Raw genomic sequence first — 24,869 nt, 5'->3', positions numbered from 1 at the left:
CATGAAAAATTTAATGTTAGCCCTGTTGAGCCTTGTCGTGCTTTACAGTTGTTCAGAGTCAAAAAGTAAAACAAAAGCAACCAGTCAGGATGCAATGGCACATTCGGTTGGACGTATCAACGAACTTTCGGTAATTGTAGATAATGAATTGTGGAAAGGAGCCGTTGGAGATTCTATACGCAAATATTTTGGCGCAGAAGTTCCCGGATTACCTCAGGAGGAACCTTTATTTTCTATGCGACAGATGCCGCCCGTTGCTTTTTCTGGGATGGCAAGAAAAAACCGAACGTTTCTGAAGATTGAGAAAACGGCAACAAATGGCATTAATGTGCTAAAAAACAAGTTTGCCACTCCGCAGGTTGGCGCTGTTATTAGCGGAACTACGGATGAAGAAATTGTCGATCTGATTCGTCAAAATGTTGATAAGATTGTGCGTGATTATAAAAATGTAGAGACTGTTGAAAAACAAAAACGCATTAAAAAATCCCTTGAAAAAATCCCACAGCTAAAAAACAATTTCGGGATAACCATGAAAGTTCCTTCTGCATATCGCATAGCAAAAGATGAAGATAAATTTATGTGGATACGTAAGGACATTCCACAAGGTAGTATGAATCTTATGGTCTACGAGTTGCCTGCAAAAGCTATTACAAGAGATTCAACCACAGTTTCTCAAATTATAAAAATGCGAGATTCTATTGGAGCTCTAAACATTCCAACCTCAGCTACAGGAAAGTTTATTACAGAAAAGGCGTATGCTCCATACCTTTTTGAAAACACTTTAGATGGTAAATTCGCTCTAGAAACTAAAGGTATTTGGGAAATCAAAGACCGTTTCATGTCCGGACCGTTTGTAAACTACATTATCGAAGATGAAGCCAATGATAGAACATTGGTTCTAGAAGGATTCGTTTTTGCACCGTCGGTGCGCAAACGTGACAAGATGTTCGAACTGGAAGCCATCATGAAAACAGTTTCGTTTATAAAATAGGAACTGCGCACACATTATATTTTAATCACTTTAAAACCTACCTTTCAATGAAAAACTTCATACTATTACTATGTTTAATATGTTCTACAAAATTTCTTGCTCAAGAGGTCACAGCAAGTTTCATAGAGAAAGAAATTCATAACTTTTATAAAATTCCAAGAGAGTCTCTATTTGTGCACTTAAATAAAACAACTTTCTTAAAGGGAGAAGAAGTTTTTTTTAAAGGGTATGTATATGATAGAAATAACCAACTACCAGCGATTAGTACAAAAGAAGTAAAAGTAGAAGTTTTTGATACTACAGACGTAGTACGTTTTGAAGGAACTTATCCTTGTAATAATGGTTTTTTTAAGGGGAATATCGTCGTTGATTCCCTCTACAATTCACAAAAATACTTTGTTAGGGTCTCTACTAATTGGATGAATAATTTTGTTGAAGACATTTCCTTTAGCCATGAGTTTTCAGTGCTTGATTCTAAAGTCTCTTCAAAAGTATTACAGAAGAACAGGGTAGCAAACATTCAAATTTTTCCAGAAGGAGGTGATTTAATATCCGGAACTAAAAATACGGTCGGAGTAAAGATTAGTGATAATAACGGGATGGGGATTCTTACAAAATCTGGTCAATTAATAGATGATGCAGAGAACATTATTACGAATTTTGAAACGAATAAACTCGGTTTTGCAAAATTGAATACTACTTTTGACGCTAATAAAAAATATTATATTTCAATCGACCTTGATGGCAGTGAATATAAAAAGGAACTACCAATAGCAAAAGACATAGGTCTTGGTTTGTCAGTAAATAATCGATTAAGACATCGAATACCTATACGATTCAATTACAATAAAGAAACCGCTCAATATTTTAGCAACAAACAATGTTACTTCTTTCTGCATAAAAATAAAGATATAAAAAAAATTAAAATAAATTTTAATGAGAATGAGACCGATAAACTCATATATCTCGATCGTGAAGACTTATATTCTGGGGTTAATACAATCACTATTTTTGTGGATGGCACACCGATTGCTGAAAGAAAAATATATAATTATAAAAAAGACAGCTCCTCTGAGGTTAAAATTGATTTTTTTAAAGAAGAACGGGACTCACTAATTTTTGGTGTAAGACTAGCTTCAAACCTGAAGAAAACATATAATATTAGCGTATCGGTACTACCAAAAGAAACAAAAGTTTATAACCCTGCCGAAAATATAATTTCTAGTTTATCATTGAAACCTTACATAAAAGGTCCAATAGAAAATCCGAAATATTATTTTACCGATATTGATGAAGACAAGAAAGAAGCTTTAGATTTATTATTAATTACTCAAGGTTGGACTCAATATGATTGGGAGAACTTATTAGACCCAAATAAGGAACCATTGAATGATTTCAGACAAGGGATAACATTAAAGGGTAAACTTCAAGGGAATAATCTTAAAAATATTGATAAAGTTTTACTTTTAAAAAGCAAATATCATGAATCAAAAATAGTTGACTTGACAATGGATAAAAGTTTTGTGTTAACTGACTTTTTTGCTGATAAAAACGAAAACTTAAAATTCTCAGCGCTCAAATCCAATGGAAAATTTGTTAAAAAAGGCGTTTATTTTCAAGAACTGGTATCTAGCTTTAATAGACCCTTATCAAAAGATATTTTACCCATAGCACCTTTGGATTATGAAGTCTTTACATCGGTAAAGATTCCGCAAAGTTTTTTAGCTAATTCTGAGATATTGGATGAAGTACTGATAAGAGGTAAGGAAAAAGAAAAGGAAAAGAACCCCTTTGTTCTTGATCATATAAACCGAAAGGCAAAAGTTATCACTGAGAGGGAGGCTAACTATTACCCAACTATCTTAGATTATATACAGAATAACGGTTTTAGAGTTAAGTATGGAGCTCTTTCAAAAAATTCAACTAATTTTAATGATATTACTCTTGTGCCGGTAAATAATACCTCTGATAGTTTTTCTCCGCCGGCTGTTTATATTGATGATATGTATGTATATGATATGTCGGTTCTCTTAGACCTAAGCACAGAATATGTGGACAGAATATTAATAGACCCTAGAGGCTCAACAACCAACTTACGAGGCTCAGGTACTATTATGATATACAAAAAACAGAATTTGGACATTAGTACTACTGGAGGCTTAGATTTCTTTGTTTATAAAATAACAAACGGATTTGAGAAAATTAAAAAATTTTATACTCCCACCTATAATCCTGGTATGAAAGAGTTTTTTATCAATTATGCAGCAATACATTGGGAACCTGAATTAAAGCTTGAAGATGGCGTACCGGTTCCTTTTAAAATTCATAAAAATGATGTCAAAAATATTTCTTTTTTTATCGAAGGGATGGCTGATAATGGGGATCTTATATCTATTAGAAAAGATTTTAAAATGTAGCATTGATATCGATTTATATATATTTAGCTGACAAATTGTACCTATGGAACTATTGGAATATATTAGAAAAAATCTTTCGATTGAAAGAAGTCAACTGGTCAAAACCATTCAACTCCTTGATGAAGGAGCGACCATTCCTTTTATTGCTCGGTATAGAAAAGAAATGACAGGTAACTTGGATGAAGTTATTCTTGCCGATATTGTCAAATTTAAAGCCGCTTTTGAAGCCTTAGAAAAGCGTAAAGAAAGCATATTGTCAACCATAAAAGAGCAAGGGGCACTTACCACAGCCCTTGAGGTCAAAATTAAAAATGCAGATTCGTTGCTCGTTCTTGAAGATTTGTATCTTCCGTATAAAAAGAAGCGTAAAACCAAAGCAGACGTAGCCAGAGAAAATGGTCTGGAGCCGTTAGCGCATCTACTTTTTAAACAATTAGAAGAAGAAGTTGAGTTCAAAGCGCAGCAATTTACTACTGATACGGTTACTACGGTCGAAGATGCCTTGCAGGGTGCAAGAGACATTATCGCTGAATGGATCAATGAAGATGAGAGAATACGCAGTACATTACGCAGACTTTATCAGCGAAAAGCTGCTATTACAGCTACAGTCATAAAAAGCAAAAAAGAGCTCGAAGAAGCGCAAAAATATAAGCAATATTTTGAGAGGGAAGAATCTTTACATAAATGTCCTTCCCACCGTTTATTAGCAATCTTAAGGGCAGAAAAAGAAAAAATAGTTCGCGTTAAAATAACTGTGCCAGAAAGTGATGCTTTAGACGCTATAGATCGTCATTGCATCAAAACGAACATTGAAGCATGCACAGATCATGTCTTTCTTGCAAGTAGCGATGCCTATAAACGCTTACTTGCACCTGCAATGGCCACCGAAGTCTTAGGGCAGGCTAAAGAAAAAGCTGACAATGATGCGATCCATGTTTTTGCACAAAACTTAAAACAATTACTCCTTGCTTCTCCCTTGGGACAAAAACGAATTTTAGCCTTAGATCCTGGTTTTAAGTCAGGATGCAAAGTTGTTTGTCTGGATGAAAAAGGGGATTTACTTCACAATGAAAATATTTACCCTCACCCACCACAACGAGATACAACGCTTAGTATCAAGAAAATAAAATCATTGGTGAACGCTTATAAAATTGAAGCTATAGCTATTGGTAACGGTACAGCAGCAAGAGAAACCGAAGCTTTTATCAAAAAAATCCCGTTTGACCGTGCTGTTCAGGTCTTTATGGTGAATGAAAGTGGTGCGTCTGTATATTCTGCCTCAAAAATTGCCAGATCAGAATTTCCCGATTATGATGTTACTGTTCGGGGGGCAGTTTCTATAGGTCGCCGATTGGCAGATCCTTTGGCAGAATTGGTAAAGATTGATCCAAAAGCTATTGGCGTCGGACAGTATCAACATGATGTGGATCAAAATAAATTAAAAAATGAATTGGACACGGTCGTTATGAGCTGCGTGAATACGGTAGGTATTAACGTAAATACCGCCAGTGCTCCTTTGCTGAGCTATGTATCCGGCATCGGAGATAAATTGGCCGAAAATATAGTAACATACCGATCCGAAAACGGAGCAGTAAACTCAAGACAAGAATTAAAAAAAATCCCGAGGTTAGGAGGGAAGGCGTTTGAGCAGGCTGCAGCTTTCTTGCGAATAACGAATTCAAAACACCCTTTGGATAATTCCTCTGTACATCCGGAACGTTATGCTTTGGTAAAACAAATGGCAAAAGATGCAGGTCTTACCGTTCAAGAAATGATTGGTAATACAGCAGCGATACAAAAGATAAATATTTCTAAGTATATAACTGATGAGGTGGGGCTACCAACTTTAAATGATATCATAAAAGAGCTGCAAAAACCAGGGGTAGATCCGCGCAAAACAGTTTCTGTGTTTGAATTTGATCCTACGGTTAAAACAATCCAGGATGTTCATACAGGGATGAAAATACCCGGTATTGTTAATAATATTACGAATTTTGGATGCTTTGTGGATATTGGTATTAAAGAGAGCGGTTTGATTCACATCTCTAAACTTGCAAATGAATATATCTCTGATGTCAATACTGTAGTACAATTAAATCAACAACTTATGGTAACCGTAGTTGAGGTGGACACAGCACGTAAACGAATTCAATTGTCTCTAGTAGATTAAACAAAAAAATCCCAACTATTACTGTTGGGATTTTTTTGTATGCTGAAAAATTCACTATTTTTTTTCATCGATTTTAGGATCCTCTTCTTCTTTTGAAGCATCTTTAAATTCTTTGATTCCACTTCCTAAACCTCTCATTAATTCCGGAATCTTCTTACCTCCAAATAATAAAAGTACGATGATGACGATCAATGCGATTTGCCATGGACCAATCATTCCTAAAAATATACTTAATGTTATCATGATCTAATCTATTAGAGTGCAAAGTTAGTAAGAAATAAATAAAAAGCTCTTTTAAGGTGTTAAAAATGCTGGTATTGTTTGTATTTTGTGATATATGGAAAACTAGAATTTTATAAAAACCGTTATTCTTGATAAAAGAAGTTGTTTGAATTTAATTTTCTGAAACTTCAATTACGTTTTAGCATATGTGCAGAATATGTATATTTGCGCTTATTAGATATGGCAAGAAAGAAAAAAGAACCCAAAAGAATTGCAAAGAAGCTACTTAATAAGTATCGCTTGGTTATTCTTAATGAAGATACTTTTGAAGAACGTATATCGTTTAAGCTAACGAGACTCAATGTTTTTGTTCTGGTGACAATTACATCCATTGTTTTAATAACAGGAACAATAATTTTGATTGCTTTTACCCCACTGAGAGAATATATACCAGGATATTCTTCGACACGTCTTAATTTACAAGCGTCTAAGTTAGTGTCTACCACAGATTCATTAGAAAATGTAATTCGAGTAAATCAAGAATACTACAATTCCATCCGCAAAGTATTAACCGGGGATGTCAAGACAGTTGCCTTCGACTTAGATTCAGCAGTTCAATCACAACAGTTGGATATAGAGAACATCAACTTGGAACCTTCAGAAGATGATATAAAGCTAAGAGAAGAAGTCTCACAGGAAGATAAATATAGTGTTTTTGAAGAAAGAAAAGAAAATATAAATTTTTCGCTTTTTCCCCCAGTTAAAGGAACGATTACAGCGGCTTACAATGCTAGTGATAAACATTATGCAGTTGATGTGGCCGTTTTAAAAGATACGCCGGTGAAAGCTGCGGCCGCAGGGACTATAATTTTTGCTGAATGGACAGCAGATACAGGACACGTCATTATTATAGAACACGGGAGTAGTCTAGTAACGGTTTACAAGCACAATGCCTCACTTAATAAAAGGCAAGGGGATCAGGTAAGAGCAGGCGAGGTTATAGCCATTGCCGGATCGACAGGTGAGTTCTCAACCGGCCCTCACTTACATTTTGAATTATGGAATGATGGATTACCCAATGATCCAACCAAGTTTATAGATTTTGAATACTAAGGTATGTCAATCAAGTCATTAGGAGCAAAATTTTTTGCCGCATACGTAAAGAAAAAAATTGACCGATGGTCGAATAACCCCATCAAGACTCAGGAAAAAGTGTTTTGGGAGTTGATTCGTGCAGCAGAATCTACCGCGTTTGGGAGAGATCATAATTTTAGTAACATCACTACCCATCAGGATTTTGTTAAGAATGTTCCCGTAAGAGATTACGAACAATTACGACCGTACATGGATCGTGTGGTATCAGGTGAAAAAGATGTAGTTTGGCCTGGTAAACCATTGTATTTTGCAAAAACATCTGGAACTACCAGTGGTGTAAAATATATACCCTTAACCAAAGAATCCATACCCACACATATCAATGCGGCTCGTAATGCGATCCTTTGTTATATAGCAGAAAGCGGCAGAACGGATTTCGTAAACGGAAAGATGATTTTTTTGCAAGGAAGTCCAGAACTTTCTGAAAAAAACGGCATTAATTTGGGCCGCTTATCAGGTATTGTTGCCCATTATGTTCCAAAATATCTTCAGAAAAATAGAATGCCAAGTTGGGAAACCAACTGTATCGAGGATTGGGAGGATAAAGTAGAAGCTATTGTAGCAGAAACCATTCATGAGAATATGACGGTTATCAGCGGGATACCGCCGTGGGTTCAAATGTACTTTGAACGGTTAAGAGAAAAATCGCAAAAAACAATAGGGGAACTCTTCCCTAATTTTGAGTTGTTTATTTACGGCGGCGTAAATTATGAACCGTATCGTGCTACATTCGAGAAGTTAATTGGGCGAAAGGTTCCAAGTATTGAATTATATCCCGCTTCTGAAGGTTTTTTTGCTTTTCAAGATAAGCAAAATGCGAACGGAATGTTACTGCAATTAAACTCAGGCATGTTTTACGAGTTTATAAAAGCAGATGAGTTTTTTAATGAAGACCCTCAACGCTTGACTATTGGAGAGGTAGTAACCGATATTAATTATGTGATGCTTGTGTCTACTAATGCAGGCTTATGGAGCTACAATATTGGGGACACAATTATGTTTACAAGCACTAAACCTTATCGAGTGCTTGTTTCAGGTAGAATAAAACATTTTATTTCAGCGTTTGGAGAACATGTGATTGGAAAAGAAGTTGAAATTGCTTTACAAGTCGCTGCAGATAAAACCGGGATGATGGTCAAGGAATTCACGGTAGCACCACAAATTAATCCAACTGACGGATCCATACCTTATCACGAATGGTTTATAGAGTTTCAAGAAGAACCTGATAATATTGAGGTACTAGCAGAGGCTATCGACAGTGAATTGCGATCTCAGAACAGTTACTATGATGATTTAATTGCAGGTAAAATGTTACGCCGACTCGAAATTAGAATTATGCCCAAAGATGGTTTTAATGAATATATGAAGTCAATTGGCAAACTGGGAGGACAAAACAAGTTACCACGATTATCCAACGATCGTAAAATCGCTGATGTCCTTAGCGGTATGATCGCTAAATAAATTATATCTTTGTTCGGAAAACTATATGGCAAATCTTAAACTACAAGGGAGAACGAGAGCTCAAGAAAGCTCAGGAGCTATAGAACGCATGTATATCACGATGCGGCATCTATTCAATAGAGGTTTTTATAAGCCTATGGGTATCTCGGGAGATACATTACGAGAAGGTCTACTCACGTTGCGTCCTGAAATCTATGGATCCATTGCAGAAGAAAAAGTTGAACTAAGTGGGCTTTTGTATGTAATTGACAGGTTGCCTTTAGGGATTGAAGAATGTCGTTATATCAACCTGACAAGCGATGAAGGATATAAAAACTCTCATTTTAAACCAATAGTTCCGCCAAAAAGACGTCGTAACTGTTATCGGATCGATGAGGAACAGATGAATATTGAGATCACACGCGGACGCTCAGAGATTTATGATATCCTTACGCACCTTACGTTCATGTTTATAGAATCTCATAAGATCATGAAACGGGTGGTGATCAATGAAGAAGGTAATGTAACCCGTGACTGGCAAAAACTGGAAAATGCCGTTTTATCGACCAAAGAACTTACAAAAGCAGAACGAGAAGTAGCTCTTACGCACACGGCCAACATTTTAGGAAGAACCTTTGCAGAGGTTTCCTCAATATATCACAATTTTTCATGTGCAGAAAATAAAGAACGGTTTTTACACATCATTTATTGGTTAGGTAAATTAGCGATCGAAGAATCTATCCACGATAACAAACGAATCGTAACTTTTAGTCCGGTGTTAAGAGAGCGTCTGGGACACCATATACATGGAGAGTTATGGGCGACCACTATTAAAGATAAGCTAAAGGATTTAAAACTCTTAGATCGCCCGATTCACGTGATTAGTGCTAATATGCATAGTGTAATGAATTCACTATACGCCTCGGTAGCCCTAAAAACCGAATCGAAAAATAAAACTAGTCTTCAGGTGTATGAGCTCTTGAGTGATGCTAAAAATGATAAGCTTCGTGCTAAAGTAGAAAAGCTTGCATTGCAAAAGGGAATGACCTATATTGAAGATCAGAGTGGTGCTAACATCAATGTGCAGATTTTTGATATTGCAAAATATGATGGAGAAGCTTTAAAACCATTACTTGGTGAGAAAAAAGCGGGTGATTCACCGGTAATTATAGTTATGGACTATGCATTCGGTGAACAGGCTTACGAAACGATGGATGAATTATTAAAGCCTTATGTTGCTGCTGACGAAACGAAAAGTTACCTCGATGTTCGATCTGTTTCCATTATGGGTAAAGCAGGAATCTTAGAAGGAGGCAAAGGAGATATCATGATTCCGTCAGCGCATATTTTTGAAGGAACAGCAGATAACTATCCTTTCAAAAATGGCTTGAAAAAAGAAGATTTAGAAGGTAAAGGAATCAATGTTTTCGATGGCACGATGATTACGGTATTAGGAACCTCGTTGCAGAACAGAGATATACTGAAATTCTTTCACGAATCCACGTGGAATGTTATTGGATTAGAGATGGAAGGTGCACATTATCAAAAAGCTATTCAATCAGCTTCAAAACTTCGAGGAAGTATCAATGAAAAAGTAAAAGTGCGCTATGCGTATTATGCCTCGGACAACCCTTTAGAAACTGGAAGTACTTTAGCATCCGGAGGTTTAGGAACCTCCGGAGTAAAACCGACCTACTTGATAACAGAGAAAATAATAGAACAAATATTTACGCAAAAATAGGCTATGAATCAAACACAATCAAATGATGAAATTGACTTAGGTCAGTTGTTTAAAATGATCGGAACGTTTTTCAAACGAGTGATTCGATTGTTTATACAAATGCTTTTATTTTTTAAGGAAAAAGCGATCTTACTGATTAGTTTATTTGTTGTGGGAGCGATTGCAGGATATTTTATCGATAATTATGGAGAGACAAAATTTGAATATGTACAACAAATTATTTTAGAGCCCAATTACGAATCAACCAAATTTCTATATGATTTTATTGAGGATTTTAAAGAGAATGTAGCAAAGGACGAGGAGAATCTTCAGAAAATCGGCATTTCAATAGAGCAGATTGAAAATGTAAAAGAGATTACATTAGAACCTATTGTACAAGCTACAGCAGTATTGGATCACCTACAAGAACGATATGAAGGAAAAGACTTCTTCAAAGAGATCATGGAGGCGTATGATGAGGAAGAATTACAAGAAGACAGGTATTTGGAATTTTATAAATATCATCGATTAACTTTTGTTTTTAAATCTGCCGGTAGTTTGAATGATAAGCTGTCCAGAACAGTGCTTGATTACTTTAAGTCCAATACATATTTTAAGCAGGTGGCCAACTTAAAAATTAGGCAGTATAAAAATCATCTTTCGCAAAGTGAAGCTTCCTTGACATTTGTTAATGAGTATTTAAAAGCTTTAAATAATACTTCATCGCAAAACACTAATCAACAAACAGTAGTAATTGCTGAAGAAGGAAAGGCGGGTACCGTGGCATCATTGCTTGAACAAAAAGAAGAGTTACTAAAGAGTATTAGTGATCTGGAAAGAAGGATTCTGGTTGGCGAGCAAGTTTTTGCAACTGTAAATTATGGAGATATCATTCAGCAAAAAAAGAGTTTAGATAAGCGAGTTCTTTTTATACTTCCTTTTGTACTTTGTGGTATTGTCATTGGTGTATATTTCTTAAAATTCCTTTTTGAAAGGATGAATAGTTTTGCGAATCAACCAGACTAAATACATACGTTGAAAAGATCGATTTTAATAACAGGCGGTGCAGGATTTATAGGATCAAATTATATTAACTATATAACTAAACGGGATGGTAACGATAGACTAATAAATCTTGATAAGCTTACCTATGCAGCCGAGTTGTCAAATATCGAGCTTATTAATAATAGCGAAACTGAGTATCATTTTGTTCAGGGAGATATTTGCAATTACGAATTAGTAGAGGAAATATTCACAAAACATGAAATTAATACGGTAATTCATTTTGCTGCAGAATCACATGTTGATAATTCGATTGATAATCCCAGGGAATTTATTGATACAAATATTGTAGGGACCTATGTTTTGCTTCAGGTAGCTTATAAGTGTTGGTTGTCAGCACCAAATAAATTAAAACCAAGATTTGAAAACGCTCGCTTTGTTCATATTTCAACCGATGAGGTCTATGGTTCTTTAGGTAAAGAAGGTTTTTTTACTGAAAACACTGCATATGCCCCTAACAGTCCATACAGTGCATCTAAAGCATCGGCAGATATGTTGGCACGAAGTTATTTCCACACCTATGGATTGCCTGTAGTGACAACTAATTGTTCAAATAATTATGGGCCAAGACAACATGATGAAAAATTGATACCTACCATTATAAGAAAAGCATTGACCGAAGAACAGATACCTATTTATGGAGATGGCAAAAATATTAGAGATTGGTTATTCGTTGAGGACCATTGCAGAGGGATTGAGCTGGCGTTACATAAGGGAACTCTTGGTGAAACTTATGTGATTGGAGGAAATAATGAACGAGAGAATCTGTACATAGCAAATAAAATTTGTGAGACTTTGGATACGCTTCGACCTAGAGAAAACGCAGTATCATACAAGAATCTAATAACATATGTTACAGATAGACCGGGACATGATTTTAGGTATGCGATTGATGCTTCTAAGATAGAAAATGATCTAGGTTGGAAAGCATTAGAAAATTTTGAATCGGGAATTGAGAAAACAATCCGATGGTATCTCGAAAAGTATACTAATTAATAATTTTCAAATAGTTTTAGTAATGAAAGGGATTATTTTAGCTGGAGGTTCAGGCACGCGGCTCCATCCGTTGACATTATCAGTGAGTAAGCAGTTGATGCCCATCTATGATAAACCTATGATTTACTATCCGTTAGCTACCTTAATGGCTTCCGGAATTAACGAAATACTTTTAATTTCTACTCCGCAAGATTTACCCTTATTTCAAAAATTGTTAGGTGACGGCCAGCAATATGGCTGTAGATTTGAATATGCTGTTCAAGAGAATCCCAATGGGTTAGCAGAAGCCTTTATTATTGGAGAATCATTTATAGGCAATGATAAGGTGGCGCTTATATTAGGAGATAATATTTTTTACGGATCTGGTCTCGACAAGCTTTTAGAGGAGAACAATGACCCTGATGGCGGAATTATCTATGCTTATCATGTTCAGGACCCCCAACGGTATGGTGTAATTTCTTTTGATCCGGATGGGAAGGCTGTTTCTATAGAAGAAAAACCGGACACACCAAAGTCAAATTATGCAGTCCCAGGCATCTATTTTTATGATAATTCAGTAATTGAAAAGGCGAAAAAGATTCGACCTAGTAAAAGAGGAGAATTGGAGATTACAGATATTAACAATGCATATCTTCAGGAAAATAATTTACATGTCGCGATCTTGGATAAAGGTACAGCATGGCTAGATACGGGTACGTTTGATTCTCTGATGCAAGCCTCGCAATTTGTTCAGGTGATTGAAAAGCGTCAAGGCCTAAAAATCGGAGCGATAGAAGAAATAGCGTATAGACGGGGGTATATTGATAAAAAGCAATTGCATAAACTGGCTGAGCCATTACTTAAAAGTGGTTACGGACAGTATTTAAAACAATTATAATGTATGGAAGTTGAGAAAACGGCATTAGAGGGTTGTGTCATTTTAAAACCAACTGTTTTTGCTGATGATAGAGGCACATTTTTCGAGAGTTTCAATCAAAGCGTTTTTGAAATAACTACCGGGATATCAGTAACTTTTGTTCAGGACAATCAATCTATATCCACCTATGGAGTTTTAAGAGGTTTGCATTTTCAAAGAGGAGAATTCGCGCAAGCAAAGTTAGTACGTGTTATAAAGGGTGAGGTGTTAGATGTTGCAGTGGATATGAGAAAAGGATCTAAAACATTTGGCAAGTACATATCGATTGTTCTTAACGACAAAAATAACAAGCAATTATTTGTTCCTCGTGGGTTTTCTCATGGTTTTGTGACCTTAAGTGAGCAAGCTATTTTTGCTTATAAATGTGATAACTATTATCAAAAATCAGCAGAGTCTGGTATACTGTACAACGATACTACCTTGAATATAGACTGGAAGGTACCCACTAATGAAATTAAGCTTTCTGATAAGGATAAGATATTACCAACCTTTGACCAGGTAGAAGCATATGGGTAATACGACAAAAAAAATATTGGTTACAGGGGCTAACGGGCAATTAGGCCAATGTATCTATGATATTAGAAGTAAATTTGAAACGTATGAGCTGATTTTTGCATCGTCAAAAGAGCTGAACATTACAAATGATGAGTCCTTGAATAGTTTTTTTTCAAATAAAAGATTTGAATACATAATTAATTGTGCTGCATATACGAATGTAGATCTAGCAGAAAAAGAGCCGGAGAAAGCCTTTTTAATTAACGCTGAAGGTGTAAAAAAGCTTGTTGCGATTTGTAAAGTACAAAACAGCAAGCTGATTCATATTTCGACAGATTATGTTTTTGATGGTACGAAAGGTTATCCATATACTGAAACTGATGTTCCCAACCCTATTAATGTTTATGGTAAATCTAAGTTGCAAGGCGAGCAGTATATTCAAGAAGCATTAACGGTTTTTTTTATAGTTAGAACATCATGGTTATATTCTCAACATGGTAAAAATTTTTATAAAACCATTCTGGATAAAGTAAAAACCGTAAAAGAGTTGACCATAACAACTGCAGAAACTGGAACACCAACGAATGCCAATGATTTAGCGGACTTTATATTATATCTCATTATGAAAGACGTTAAGGAGTATGGGGTCTATCATTTTAGCAACTTAGGAGAGGCTACTTGGTTTGATTTTGCCAAAGAAATCTTAAAAAAGAACAATCAATTAGGGCTAATCACCCTTAAAAGCACAGATAATTATCCTACTTTTGCAAAACGACCAGCTTATAGTGTATTGAGCAAAAATCTGATTAAAAAAACATTCGAAATACCAATACGTGACTGGAATGCTGCTTTGATGAAAATTTAGGAATCATATGAAGAAAAATTTAATTGTGTTCGGTACTCGTCCAGAAGCTATAAAAATGGCTCCCTTAGTAAAAGAGTTTCAACGATATCCAGATCTTTTTGAAACTAAAGTGTGTATTACAGCGCAGCATCGTGAGATGTTAGATCAAGTCTTATCATTTTTCGAAATAGTTCCTGATTTTGATTTAGATTTAATGAAACCAAATCAGAATTTATACACTTTAACAGCCGATATTATTACTGGATTAAAAGGTGTTTTAGATGAATTTAAGCCTAATTTTGTCTTTGTCCATGGTGATACAACAACAACAATGGCTACTAGTATTGCTGCCTTTTATTCTGGAGCAAAAATATGCCATGTCGAAGCTGGCTTAAGAACTTTTAATATGAAATCTCCTTTTCCAGAGGAGATGAATCGCTGTGTTACAGGTATTGTTTCAGATATACATTTTTCTCCAACAGAAACTTCCAAAAGCAATTTGATAAGAGAGAACAAGTCTCAAGATTCTATCTTGGTTACTGGAAATACAGTCATAGATGCGCTTAAATTTAGTGTAGATAAAGTTGACTCATTGAACTTTGAAGACGTTGAAATAAAAAGTTTGACAAAGTTGATTGAGAGTGATAAGAAATTAATTCTCGTAACTGGTCATAGACGAGAAAATCATGGACAAGGTTTTATTGATATTTGCGAAGCGTTAAAAATAATTGCAGTCAACAACCCTGATGTATATATAATTTATCCGGTACATTTAAATCCCAATGTTCAAAAACCGGTATATGATCTTTTGGGTGACGTTAAGAATATACATTTAATTACTCCACTATCCTATCCTTCTTTTGTATGGCTTATGAATAGATCCTATTTAATTATAACCGACAGTGGAGGAGTACAAGAAGAAGCACCAAGTTTGGGTAAGCCTGTTTTAGTAATGAGAGACACCACAGAAAGACCGGAGGCTGTAGATGCGGGCACCGTGATTCTAGTTGGAACGGATAAGGATAAAATTGTTTCGGAGACAGAAAAGCTTATAAAAAACGAAAAATTGTATCAAAACATGAGCAAGTTGCATAACCCCTACGGAGATGGTAAGGCCTGCGAACGTATAGTAACGTTTTTGAATTCTTTTGAGTAAAACGATTCGCCAAATTATCAAGTTAAAATTTAATCTACATTGTTTAAATGGCAAATAGCAAAAGTTTATTTAATGAAATTGTACTTTACTCAGTTGGAAATTTTGGATCTAAAATATTAACCTTCTTATTGTTACCCTTATATACCTTTTTTTTAACTAAAGAGGACATGGGTGAATATGATCTTTTTTTTACTACCGTTACCCTATTTGTTCCTTTGGTATCTCTACAAATATCCGATGCTGTTTATAGATGGCTAATTTCTGAGAAAGCTGAAAATTTAAATTATAGAAGAAAAGTTATTTCGAATAGTATCCTAATTTTTATTAGCTCTTTTAGTATATTCTTCTTCGTGTTCTCAATGTTTTTTAGCACAATAAAATATGCAGAATTTTTTATAGCATTGGTTTTTTTGAGCGCGTTTTTGCCGTTTTTACAAAATATCTTAAGAGGTCTTCAAAAGACTAAAGCATACGCTATTAATGGGATTTTGACCACCTTTCTAATACTTCTTTTTAATTGTGTATTTCTTTTTTATTTGGAGTTAAAGGTGATAGGAATTTTAGCCGCGAATATTATAGCCTACACAATAGTTATACTGCATATAGTAGTAAGTTATAAGATTTATCGTTTTTTTTATTTGAAAAATACGGATTTAGCTTTAATTTGGAAATTGTTAAAATATTCTTTGCCATTAATTCCAAATTTGATTAGTTGGTGGGTGATCAATTCTGCTAGTAAGTTTATAATTCTGGATGAATTGGGTATAGAGGAAAATGGGATCTATGCAGTTTCAGTTAGATTTCCCTCAATCCTTATCGTAATCAATTCGGTATTGATATTGCCTATTCAAGATTTTTATTTGAAAGAAACAGATGGGTTCAATTTTTTAAAGAAGACCATTAAAAAGTTCATATATTTTGAATTATCAATCGTCTTGATTTTATCTGCAGGAGCCCCATTATACTCTAAAATTTTAATCGATAATAATTTCTATGAATCGTGGGTATACATGCCATTACTTTTTTTAGGGGTGGGTTTCAATTCAATTGCAACTCTAGTTAGTTTAGTTTTTCAGAAAGAATTAAATACGCTCAAAATTACTATAACAAGTGCAATAGGAGGCTTTGTTTCAATAGGGCTAAGTCTTATGTTAATAAACAGCTTCGAACTTCAGGGAGTATCGTTTTCTTTTTTTGTAGGATACTTGATTTTGTTTATTTTTAGAATTATGCTTTCATATAAGAAGTATAATTTTGAAATCGATTACTTTAAGTTGTTATCTTATCTTCTGCTGTTTTTTGTGATTTTTTATTTACAAAGTAGTATAAGTTTTCTATTAAAAATAGTTTTGTTCATGGTAGTATTAGTGACATCGCTCTATCTCAACAGGGAATTTTTTTCGTATTTCTTAGAGAAAATCAAATTAAAAAAATAAAACAGTTGTTATTTTATTTCAGTAATAAATCAGATCATAAAATATGAAAAGTCTTAAAATTTGTATTAAGGGAGCTTATGGAGAAGCTAATTTTGGTGATGACCTTTTAATGTTAGTGCTTGAGAATTATTTTTTGAAGGAATTTGATGACGTTCATTTAAATTTTATTGGAGAACAAAGCCTTTACCCAAAATCACTTCTTAAAAAAAGTGAGTACAGAGAGCAGTTGAAACGTTATGACTGGTTAGTGTATGGAGGAGGAACTCAGTTTTTTGCTTTTAAGGAGTCAGAATCCTATAGTTTGTTAAAAAAGATTTCAATGGTGCTGAAGAAGCCTCAGCTTCTTTTAGATAAGTTGTATAATGAAAAAATTGAAAAAAGAGTTGATAAGATCAGCTTTTTAGGATTCGGCCTTGGCCCTTTTCATAACAACCAGGGGATGATTAGAAAAGCGAAGTCAAGATTGATTGATGCAAGTTTTATTGGTGTAAGAGATGAAATATCATTTAATTATTGTAATGATTGGGGATTAACTAGTTTTCTAGGAGCTGATATTGTTTTCTCAAAGTATTTCAAGCTACCTCAACTAAAGACAAAGATGGCGAAAAGTAAAAAAAGGATCGGAATTATTGTAAGAGATTGGAACTGGAATGAGCGTGGAACTATTTATACTGATAAATTAAAACAAATTTATTCACAGTATTCTGATAGCGAAGATATCGAACTCGATTTTATAATCTTTTCTAGTGTAAAAGATAAAAACACATTCAAATCATTAAAATCAGAAAATCCAGTGGTTTGGGATCCATCAGAAAGCACCGTAGACCAGTTTATTTCTAAGCTTAATGACTACGATGCATTTATTACAGCAAGATATCACGGGGCTATTTTGGGTGTATTGTTAAGAAAGCCTGTGATTTGTGTAGAGATTGAACCAAAATTAAAGATATTAACGAAGCAATTAAGCGAATTACAACTTTGGGCACAGCCTTTTGAAATAGAATCACTTATAGATCATATAAACAATTTAAATTATAATGTGGAATACAAGGATATAGATGTATTTGTAGACAGGGCTAACAATATGTTAGCCGAGTTCACCAAAGCTTTAAAATAATGTAAGATGTCCAAGAGAATAATATTTTATTTGCCTAAAGAAAGTATAAATGAAGCTACTATATATTATACAAACCTTTTAAAAAAGGCTTTTGAAGAGATGTGCTTTGAAGTTATTCAAACGGATAATTTAAAACTTCAAACTAGTAAGAAGGATTTATTTTTTACTATTAGGATACGAGATTTTATTAGTATTCTCTGCAAAAAGAGAACCTTCAAGATTATGAATTGGTTTCAAGGTATTACTCCAGAAGAATATTCTTTGATAAACAAGAATTCTTTAAAGACGAAAATCATCAGTTTAATTTTGTCAAATTTGGAGCACTTGATTTTGAATTCTAGTTTATTTAATGTTTTCGTATCTGATCGAATGGCAGAACATTATAAAGCAAAATATAACTATTGTAAACGAAATTATTGTGTTATACCTTGTTATAATAAATCTTTACAAAAGAAGTTTTTTAGCCAAAACTATAAAAAGGATTTAAGTTTCGTTTATGCAGGAACTTTGTATGAATGGCAATGTTTTGAAGAAACGATTAAACTCTATAAGGAAATAGAAGTAACTTATCCTGATGCTAGTCTTACAATATTAACGAAAGATAAAGAAGAAGCAAGAAGAATAATTAATGAGCACAACATCAAGAATTTTAAAGTTCTTTTTGTTTCTCTTGAAAACTTAGACGAAGAACTTAGTAAACATCAATACGGCTTCTTATTGCGAAAGGATGATATTATAAATAATGTAGCTACACCAACAAAGATGAACAGCTATTTGTCAGTAGGGGTTATGCCTATATTTACAAACGTAATAGACTCATTCAATAAAAACATGGATCTAAAAAACTTTCAAATATTGCTTGATGGCAAAGAAGATTATTCTATAAAATCTAGTAAAGTTATTGAAAAAAATAAGGTCATGGATTATGAATTATTCTATGAGGTATGTAATAATTTATTTCAAGATTATTATAATGATGTATATTACAAGAATATTATTGTAAATGCGCTAAAAGAAATAAAATGTTAAACTTATATATTAAGAAACAAACTTTTTTCTTAGCATGTTTTTTCATTTTGTGTATCATTTTTATTTTGTTCACTCCTTACATATTGCCGGAAAACTTTTATTTTGATTCGAATTTCATAATTAATAACCCCGCCTACTTAGAAGGATTAAAAGGTAGCTATCATTTTACTATTTGGTTTTATAAGGTTACAGGATTGAGGGTTTTTTCATATCAAATCATAGGAGCTTTTCAATTTGCAATTTGTTTTTATTTCTTATTGAAGTTAAAGCAGGATATAAAAATAGTATCTCCAAACTTCAAAAGTATATTAATTCTCGTATCACTACTTATAGTAGCTATATTTATGTCAATGCCGACCAAAGAATTTATAACATACATTTTTAATTTAATTGTTGTACTCATAGTGGTTAGGGAACAAAAGTACGCAAAGTTCAAATTAATCTTAGCGTTACTTGTTTTCTCCTATTTTTTTAGATCTTATTACTTATTGGTAGGAATAGTATCGATTGCAATTTACTACGGGTCAAAAATTAAATTTAAAAACAAAAAATTACTCATCATTAGCATTGGCATCACAACTGTTGTATTCTTATCGTTAAGTTACGGAATTGTAAAAGGCTCTTACATATCTGATAGCACGAGAGAATTAATTAACAGCAGAAGAGACGCATATAACAATACCCAAATTGTTTCACCTATTTCTACAGACACTTGGTATGGTGAAACCGTAGGTATATTGTATGGTATCTATACGGTTAACTTACCTCTTAACGCATTTCTATATTTATCACCGCACATTATTCTTTTTGCTTTATGGCAATTGTGCCTTTTAGTTTATATCCTCAAAATTTATGATAGTAAAGTTAAGGGTGATAATAATTCAGAATTTGAATGGCTATTTTACTATGGGATAGCATACTTTTTAATTCAAGGACTGTTTGAACCAGATTTAGGATCTGCGGTAAGGCATAAAGCCGGTATATTTCCAATAATATTTTTCATGTTATACTATGATCAATTTAGAAAAAAGGTATGAAGAAATTTTTTGTTTTCTTCTTACTTTAATCTCAGTTACAATAATATTTAGACGGATTAGTACAATTTTAATAATCCTGTTTACATTGTTTAATATTATTTTTATTAAACGGTTGAAAGTTGACTCAACACGCTTAAAACTATTGTTAATAGTTGCAAGTCCATTCATCTTGGATATACTTTTTCTCTGGAATAATCAAGAGATATCAGAAGGTTTAAAGTCAATGGAAAAAAGATTATCATTATTAATTTTCCCAATTTTTATTCTGGGATTTAACAAAAAGATCAATCTTCGTAAATTTCTCAACATTTACACCATAACTACAGTTTCCCTGCTGTTAATTTTATTTATAAGATATTCAATATTATATTCAGAGAATTTAGAAAAATACTTAAAAGGTATTCATTTATGGGAAATGGGATACCACTTTTCGTCAAGTTTTGGAATGCACGCTCCTGCACTGAACATGCATATTTCCTTTGTTACTGCTTCATCATTATTTCTTTTGTTGAATAGAAGAACAAATTTAAAAACGCTTCATTTTTACGGTATCTATGGATTACTATTTCTTTTATCTTTATTCTTTTTGCTTTACGTAAATACCCGTGTAGCTATTGTAACCAGTATTCTTAGTTTTCTGACAGTGTTTTTTTATAGGTTTAAGAATAATGAAATGAGTACTAAGAAGTCTATTAAAGTGATTTTAGTCATTTTTATCTCAATAATTATATTCTTATCTGTTTTCGTTAAAATTTTTCCATATAGTTTGCAAAAATTTACGAGCGGGAGTTTTTCTGATATGGATAAGATCGGTAAATTAGATGAATTTGAAAACCCTGAAGATGAGGTGTATAGCAAATTGGTGACACGGGTTTCTATATGGATATCTGCAATTGAACTGTCTGAAAATAGAATTTGGATAGGTCATGGAGCTTCTGATGCGAAAGGAGAACTAGTGAATTATTTTAAAAAAACTAATCAGAAATTCTTAGCAAGAAATGAGTTTCCAACTCATAATCAATACATTGATTTTTTGCTAAAGTTTGGCATACTCGGGTTATGTGTAACAATAATTTTTATGGTTACCATAGGTTGGTTAGGTGCTAAGTTAAAAAACCCAGTGATAATCTCCTTTTTTATTATATTCCTAATTTCTAATTTAACTGATGATTTTTTAATAAGATACGATGGAATAGCATTTAGTGGATTGTGGTTTTCTATATTTGCAAATCAGTTTATATACTTAAAAAAGAAAGGTTTTGAAGAGAATTAAAATAATTCACGTTTTACAATCTGTTGGTGGTGTGGATGTATACTTAAGGTTGATCACAGAAAACCTTGATTCAGAAATTTTTGAAAATATCATTATTCATCAAAAAGATGACTCCAAGAAGAAATATTTTAATAATGTTGGACAAGAGATAAAGCAATACTATGTTCCTGTTCAGAGAGAAATAAACTTGTTCAAAGATTTTCAGGCTTTATACAAAACAGTATCTATTCTTAAAAAAGAAAAACCAGACATTATTCATGCACATAGTGCCAAAGGCGGAATTTTGGGTAGAGCAGCTTCAGTTTTTTATAAAGTAAATGTGCTGCATACTCCACATGCATATTCATACCTAAGCGCACAATCTAAAATTAAACGAACTTTATTTCTCAATATAGAGCGTTTTTTTAAAAAGTTTAATTCTTACTTACTTGCTACCTCTGAGTCTGAAAAATCGCGAGGTATTAATGATGTTGGATATAATATCAATAAGGCCTTAAAGTTTAATAACTCAATCCTCCCATTAAATAATTTTGAAGCCAAGCCTCATGTCTCACTACCACAAAACTACATTTGCACGGTGGGAAGACCATCTTATCAAAAAAATATTGAAATGATGGTAAATGTGATATATGAAGTAAAGAAAACAATCCCTAACATTTACCTTGTAATTATGGGAGTAGGGGAATATAGTCCAAATAAGGATAGTGTAATTAAGCAGATAAGTAAATTAAATCTTGACAATAATATACTATTAATCGATTGGGTAGAGCGAGAAAAAATTATTTCTATAATAAAACAATCTCTTCTATATGTTTCAACCTCAAGATATGAGGGATTGCCTTACTCCATTATTGAAAGCTTAAGTTTATCAAAATCATGTATTGTAACGGATTGTGATGGTAACCGTGATTTAGTCAAAGACAATTATAATGGATTTATTATAAGAAATGAAAGTGTTAACGATATGGCAACAAAAATTATTGAGCTTTATTCTGACGAAAATAAAAGATCAAAGTTTGCTGCTAATTCATATGAGCTATTTTTAAAAAATTTTAATTTAGTCTCTAACATCAAGGAATTAGAAAAAATTTACCAAACTTATAGTTAAATGAAAATAGCAGTAATAGGAACCGGGTATGTGGGTTTGGTTACCGGTACATGTTTGGCTGAGACCGGTAATGAAGTTATTTGTGTTGATATCAATGAGGAGAAAGTTCAAAAAATGCGGAACGGTGTCGTTCCTATTTATGAACCACACTTAGACATTTTATTTGATAGAAACATTAAAGCTGGGAGATTATCATTTAGCACCAGTCTAGAAGAAGGCATCACACATGCCGACATAGTGTTTTTAGCCTTACCAACACCTGAGGATGAAAATGGATCTGCAGATCTTTCCTATGTGCTTGATGTGGCTGACAAGATTGGGCACCTCATTACAGAATACAAAGTTATTGTTGATAAAAGCACGGTTCCAGTAGGTACTGCAGAAAAAGTTAGGGAAGTCATTGGAAAAAATGCTAATTGTGAGTTTGATGTGGTTTCTAACCCTGAATTTTTGAGAGAAGGGTTCGCAGTAGATGATTTCTTAAAACCAGAGAGAATCGTAGTAGGCTCAAGTTCAGAGAGAGCAATCGAGTTGATGAATCGGTTATACAAACCCTTTGTGAGATCGGGTAATCCCATATTGATCATGGACGAAAAATCTGCCGAACTTACCAAGTATGCGGCAAATTCCTTTTTGGCGGCCAAAATCACCTTTATGAACGAGATTGCAAATTATTGTGAAAAAGTTGGAGCAGATGTAGATAAGGTACGAATAGGCATGGGTACAGATTCCCGGATCGGTAAACGTTTCCTGTTCCCCGGGATAGGATATGGTGGCTCTTGTTTTCCAAAAGATGTTAAAGCATTACATCGATCAGGCAAAGAAGTAGGTTATGACTTCAGGATCTTAAATTCAGTCATACAAGTGAATCAGAATCAAAAAGTTTCTCTACTTCCTAAAATTAATAAGTACTTTGGCAGTACCCTTCGTGGAAAAACTTTTGCAGTTTGGGGCTTGGCGTTCAAGCCGGAAACTGACGATATTAGAGAGGCTCCTGCATTGGACATCATTGATAATTTGTTGGAACAACAGGTTAATATTAAAGCTTTTGATCCGGAAGCTATGATAAATGTGGCCAAGAAATATGGCGATAAAATACATTTTGCTAAAACAATGTACGAGGCTTTAGAAAACGCTGACGGACTTATTATCTGTACCGAATGGAGTATCTTCAGAACACCTGATTTCAAAAAAATAAAGGAATTATTAGCGAATCCTGTTATCTTTGACGGTCGTAACCTGTATGATCTTAGTGATATCCAAAAAGAAAATATCGATTACATTTCAATAGGAAGAAAAGCTATTACATGAAACGCGTACTTATAACAGGAGCAGCAGGGTTTTTAGGGTCGCATTTGTGTGATCGTTTTATAAATGATGGATGTTATGTGATTGCTATGGATAACCTTATTACTGGGGATTTAAAAAACATAGAACATCTCTTCAAATTAAAAAACTTTGAGTTTCATCATCATGATGTGACAAAGTTTGTTCATGTTGCGGGAGATTTGGACTATATTTTGCATTTTGCTTCCCCGGCAAGCCCGATCGATTATCTCAAAATTCCGATTCAGACATTAAAAGTTGGTTCTCTAGGGACACATAATCTTTTGGGTCTAGCCAAAGACAAGAATGCAAGAATTCTTATCGCATCAACTAGTGAAGTATACGGGGATCCATTAGTACATCCACAAAATGAAGATTATTTTGGGAATGTAAACACGATTGGTCCAAGAGGGGTGTATGACGAGGCAAAACGTTTTCAGGAATCCATTACAATGGCCTATCATACCTATCATGGAGTAGATACGCGTATCGTTAGAATTTTTAACACTTATGGTCCAAGAATGCGACTGAATGACGGACGCGTAGTACCCGCTTTTATCGGACAAGCATTACGTGGTGAAGATTTAACAATATTCGGTGATGGCCTGCAAACACGCTCTTTTTGTTATGTAGATGATTTGGTTGAGGGAATTGTTAGATTATTACATAGCGACTATGTCTACCCGGTAAACATCGGAAACCCTGATGAAATTACAATTAAGGAGTTTGCCGAAGAAATAATACAGCTTACGAATGCAAATCAGAAAGTTGTCTATCAACCCTTACCAACAAATGATCCGTTGCAACGGCAACCGGATATCACAAAGGCGAAAGAACTACTCAATTGGGAGCCTAAGGTTGAACGAGCTGAAGGTATGCAACAAACGTTAGCTTTTTTCAAAGATTTTTCAAGAGAGGCATTGTCTAAAAGTGAACACCGTAATTTTGATAAAGGATAA

At 33.9% G+C, this 24,869-nt stretch carries 21 protein-coding genes; 20 read left to right on the top strand and 1 reads right to left on the bottom strand.

Annotated elements, in window-relative coordinates:
• Nucleotide 1 precedes the first annotated feature (1 nt).
• From ACJRPK_RS01965 to ACJRPK_RS01955, 3 genes are read left to right on the top strand one after another with little or no spacing between them, the layout of a single operon-like run.
• Nucleotides 2-991 (top strand): DUF4837 family protein, encoded by a 990-nt coding sequence (locus tag ACJRPK_RS01965; RefSeq protein WP_407138192.1) that lies wholly within the window; start codon nucleotides 2-4, stop codon nucleotides 989-991.
• Nucleotides 992-1,038: 47 nt separating this feature from the next.
• Complete coding sequence (locus tag ACJRPK_RS01960; protein ID WP_407138191.1) at nucleotides 1,039-3,408, top strand: hypothetical protein; 2,370 nt, start codon at nucleotides 1,039-1,041, stop codon at nucleotides 3,406-3,408.
• A 43-nt stretch (nucleotides 3,409-3,451) separates the two neighbouring features.
• Nucleotides 3,452-5,578: a Tex family protein gene (locus ACJRPK_RS01955; protein ID WP_407138190.1), complete on the top strand. Its 2,127-nt coding sequence runs from the start codon at nucleotides 3,452-3,454 to the stop codon at nucleotides 5,576-5,578.
• Nucleotides 5,579-5,632: 54 nt separating this feature from the next.
• Here the strand turns inward: ACJRPK_RS01955 and ACJRPK_RS01950 are convergent, their stop codons facing one another.
• Nucleotides 5,633-5,821 (bottom strand): twin-arginine translocase TatA/TatE family subunit, encoded by a 189-nt coding sequence (locus ACJRPK_RS01950; protein WP_148780931.1) that lies wholly within the window; start codon nucleotides 5,819-5,821, stop codon nucleotides 5,633-5,635.
• Between the two features lie 219 nt (nucleotides 5,822-6,040).
• Here ACJRPK_RS01950 and ACJRPK_RS01945 point away from each other — a divergent pair, with 219 nt between their 5' ends.
• The 17 genes from ACJRPK_RS01945 to ACJRPK_RS01865 all read left to right on the top strand — a co-directional run bounded on the left by ACJRPK_RS01945 (nucleotide 6,041) and on the right by ACJRPK_RS01865 (nucleotide 24,869).
• Nucleotides 6,041-6,913 (top strand): M23 family metallopeptidase, encoded by an 873-nt coding sequence (locus tag ACJRPK_RS01945; RefSeq protein ID WP_407138189.1) that lies wholly within the window; start codon nucleotides 6,041-6,043, stop codon nucleotides 6,911-6,913.
• Between the two features lie 3 nt (nucleotides 6,914-6,916).
• Nucleotides 6,917-8,416 (top strand): GH3 auxin-responsive promoter family protein, encoded by a 1,500-nt coding sequence (locus ACJRPK_RS01940; protein ID WP_407138188.1) that lies wholly within the window; start codon nucleotides 6,917-6,919, stop codon nucleotides 8,414-8,416.
• A gap of 25 nt (nucleotides 8,417-8,441) precedes the next feature.
• Nucleotides 8,442-10,136, top strand: coding sequence for a DUF6909 family protein (locus tag ACJRPK_RS01935; protein WP_407138187.1), 1,695 nt, complete (start codon nucleotides 8,442-8,444; stop codon nucleotides 10,134-10,136).
• A 3-nt stretch (nucleotides 10,137-10,139) separates the two neighbouring features.
• Nucleotides 10,140-11,141, top strand: a complete 1,002-nt coding sequence (locus ACJRPK_RS01930; RefSeq protein WP_407138186.1) for a hypothetical protein — start codon at nucleotides 10,140-10,142, stop codon at nucleotides 11,139-11,141.
• Nucleotides 11,142-11,150: 9 nt separating this feature from the next.
• The gene (gene rfbB, locus ACJRPK_RS01925; protein WP_407138185.1) at nucleotides 11,151-12,173 is read left to right on the top strand and encodes a dTDP-glucose 4,6-dehydratase; all 1,023 of its coding nucleotides are present in this window, start codon (nucleotides 11,151-11,153) and stop codon (nucleotides 12,171-12,173) included.
• Nucleotides 12,174-12,195: 22 nt separating this feature from the next.
• Entirely contained in the window at nucleotides 12,196-13,050 is an 855-nt protein-coding gene (gene rfbA / locus ACJRPK_RS01920; RefSeq protein WP_407138184.1) for a glucose-1-phosphate thymidylyltransferase RfbA, read from the top strand.
• A gap of 3 nt (nucleotides 13,051-13,053) precedes the next feature.
• On the top strand, nucleotides 13,054-13,605 hold the full coding sequence (gene rfbC / locus ACJRPK_RS01915) for a dTDP-4-dehydrorhamnose 3,5-epimerase (RefSeq protein ID WP_407138183.1): 552 nt from the start codon (nucleotides 13,054-13,056) through the stop codon (nucleotides 13,603-13,605).
• The gene (gene rfbD / locus ACJRPK_RS01910; RefSeq protein ID WP_407138182.1) at nucleotides 13,598-14,449 is read left to right on the top strand and encodes a dTDP-4-dehydrorhamnose reductase; all 852 of its coding nucleotides are present in this window, start codon (nucleotides 13,598-13,600) and stop codon (nucleotides 14,447-14,449) included. Before rfbC ends, rfbD begins: the two co-directional genes overlap by 8 nt.
• A 7-nt stretch (nucleotides 14,450-14,456) precedes the next feature.
• Nucleotides 14,457-15,584 carry a non-hydrolyzing UDP-N-acetylglucosamine 2-epimerase gene (gene wecB / locus ACJRPK_RS01905; protein ID WP_407138181.1) on the top strand — a complete coding sequence of 376 codons (1,128 nt, stop codon included), beginning with the start codon at nucleotides 14,457-14,459 and terminating at the stop codon, nucleotides 15,582-15,584.
• Nucleotides 15,585-15,631: 47 nt separating this feature from the next.
• Entirely contained in the window at nucleotides 15,632-17,020 is a 1,389-nt protein-coding gene (locus ACJRPK_RS01900; RefSeq protein ID WP_407138180.1) for a lipopolysaccharide biosynthesis protein, read from the top strand.
• Nucleotides 17,021-17,063: 43 nt separating this feature from the next.
• A complete protein-coding gene (locus tag ACJRPK_RS01895; RefSeq protein ID WP_407138179.1) occupies nucleotides 17,064-18,137 on the top strand; it encodes a polysaccharide pyruvyl transferase family protein in 1,074 nt (357 codons plus the stop codon).
• A gap of 6 nt (nucleotides 18,138-18,143) precedes the next feature.
• Nucleotides 18,144-19,166: a hypothetical protein gene (locus ACJRPK_RS01890; RefSeq protein WP_407138178.1), complete on the top strand. Its 1,023-nt coding sequence runs from the start codon at nucleotides 18,144-18,146 to the stop codon at nucleotides 19,164-19,166.
• Between the two features lie 350 nt (nucleotides 19,167-19,516).
• Nucleotides 19,517-20,203, top strand: a complete 687-nt coding sequence (locus ACJRPK_RS01885; RefSeq protein ID WP_407138177.1) for a hypothetical protein — start codon at nucleotides 19,517-19,519, stop codon at nucleotides 20,201-20,203.
• On the top strand, nucleotides 20,178-21,476 hold the full coding sequence (locus ACJRPK_RS01880) for an O-antigen ligase family protein (protein WP_407138176.1): 1,299 nt from the start codon (nucleotides 20,178-20,180) through the stop codon (nucleotides 21,474-21,476). The genes ACJRPK_RS01885 and ACJRPK_RS01880 overlap by 26 nt, the downstream gene beginning before the upstream one ends.
• Entirely contained in the window at nucleotides 21,463-22,584 is a 1,122-nt protein-coding gene (locus ACJRPK_RS01875; protein WP_407138175.1) for a glycosyltransferase, read from the top strand. Before ACJRPK_RS01880 ends, ACJRPK_RS01875 begins: the two co-directional genes overlap by 14 nt.
• Nucleotides 22,585-23,895: a UDP-glucose dehydrogenase family protein gene (locus tag ACJRPK_RS01870; protein WP_407138174.1), complete on the top strand. Its 1,311-nt coding sequence runs from the start codon at nucleotides 22,585-22,587 to the stop codon at nucleotides 23,893-23,895.
• On the top strand, nucleotides 23,892-24,869 hold the full coding sequence (locus ACJRPK_RS01865) for a UDP-glucuronic acid decarboxylase family protein (protein WP_407138173.1): 978 nt from the start codon (nucleotides 23,892-23,894) through the stop codon (nucleotides 24,867-24,869). The genes ACJRPK_RS01870 and ACJRPK_RS01865 overlap by 4 nt, the downstream gene beginning before the upstream one ends.

It is taken from the genome of Aquimarina sp. 2-A2, from assembly GCF_045505135.1.
Taxonomy (GTDB): Bacteria; Bacteroidota; Bacteroidia; order Flavobacteriales; family Flavobacteriaceae; genus Aquimarina; species Aquimarina intermedia.
Note: the sequence above shows the minus strand (reverse complement) of the source record. Positions and strands in the feature narration are given on the sequence as shown.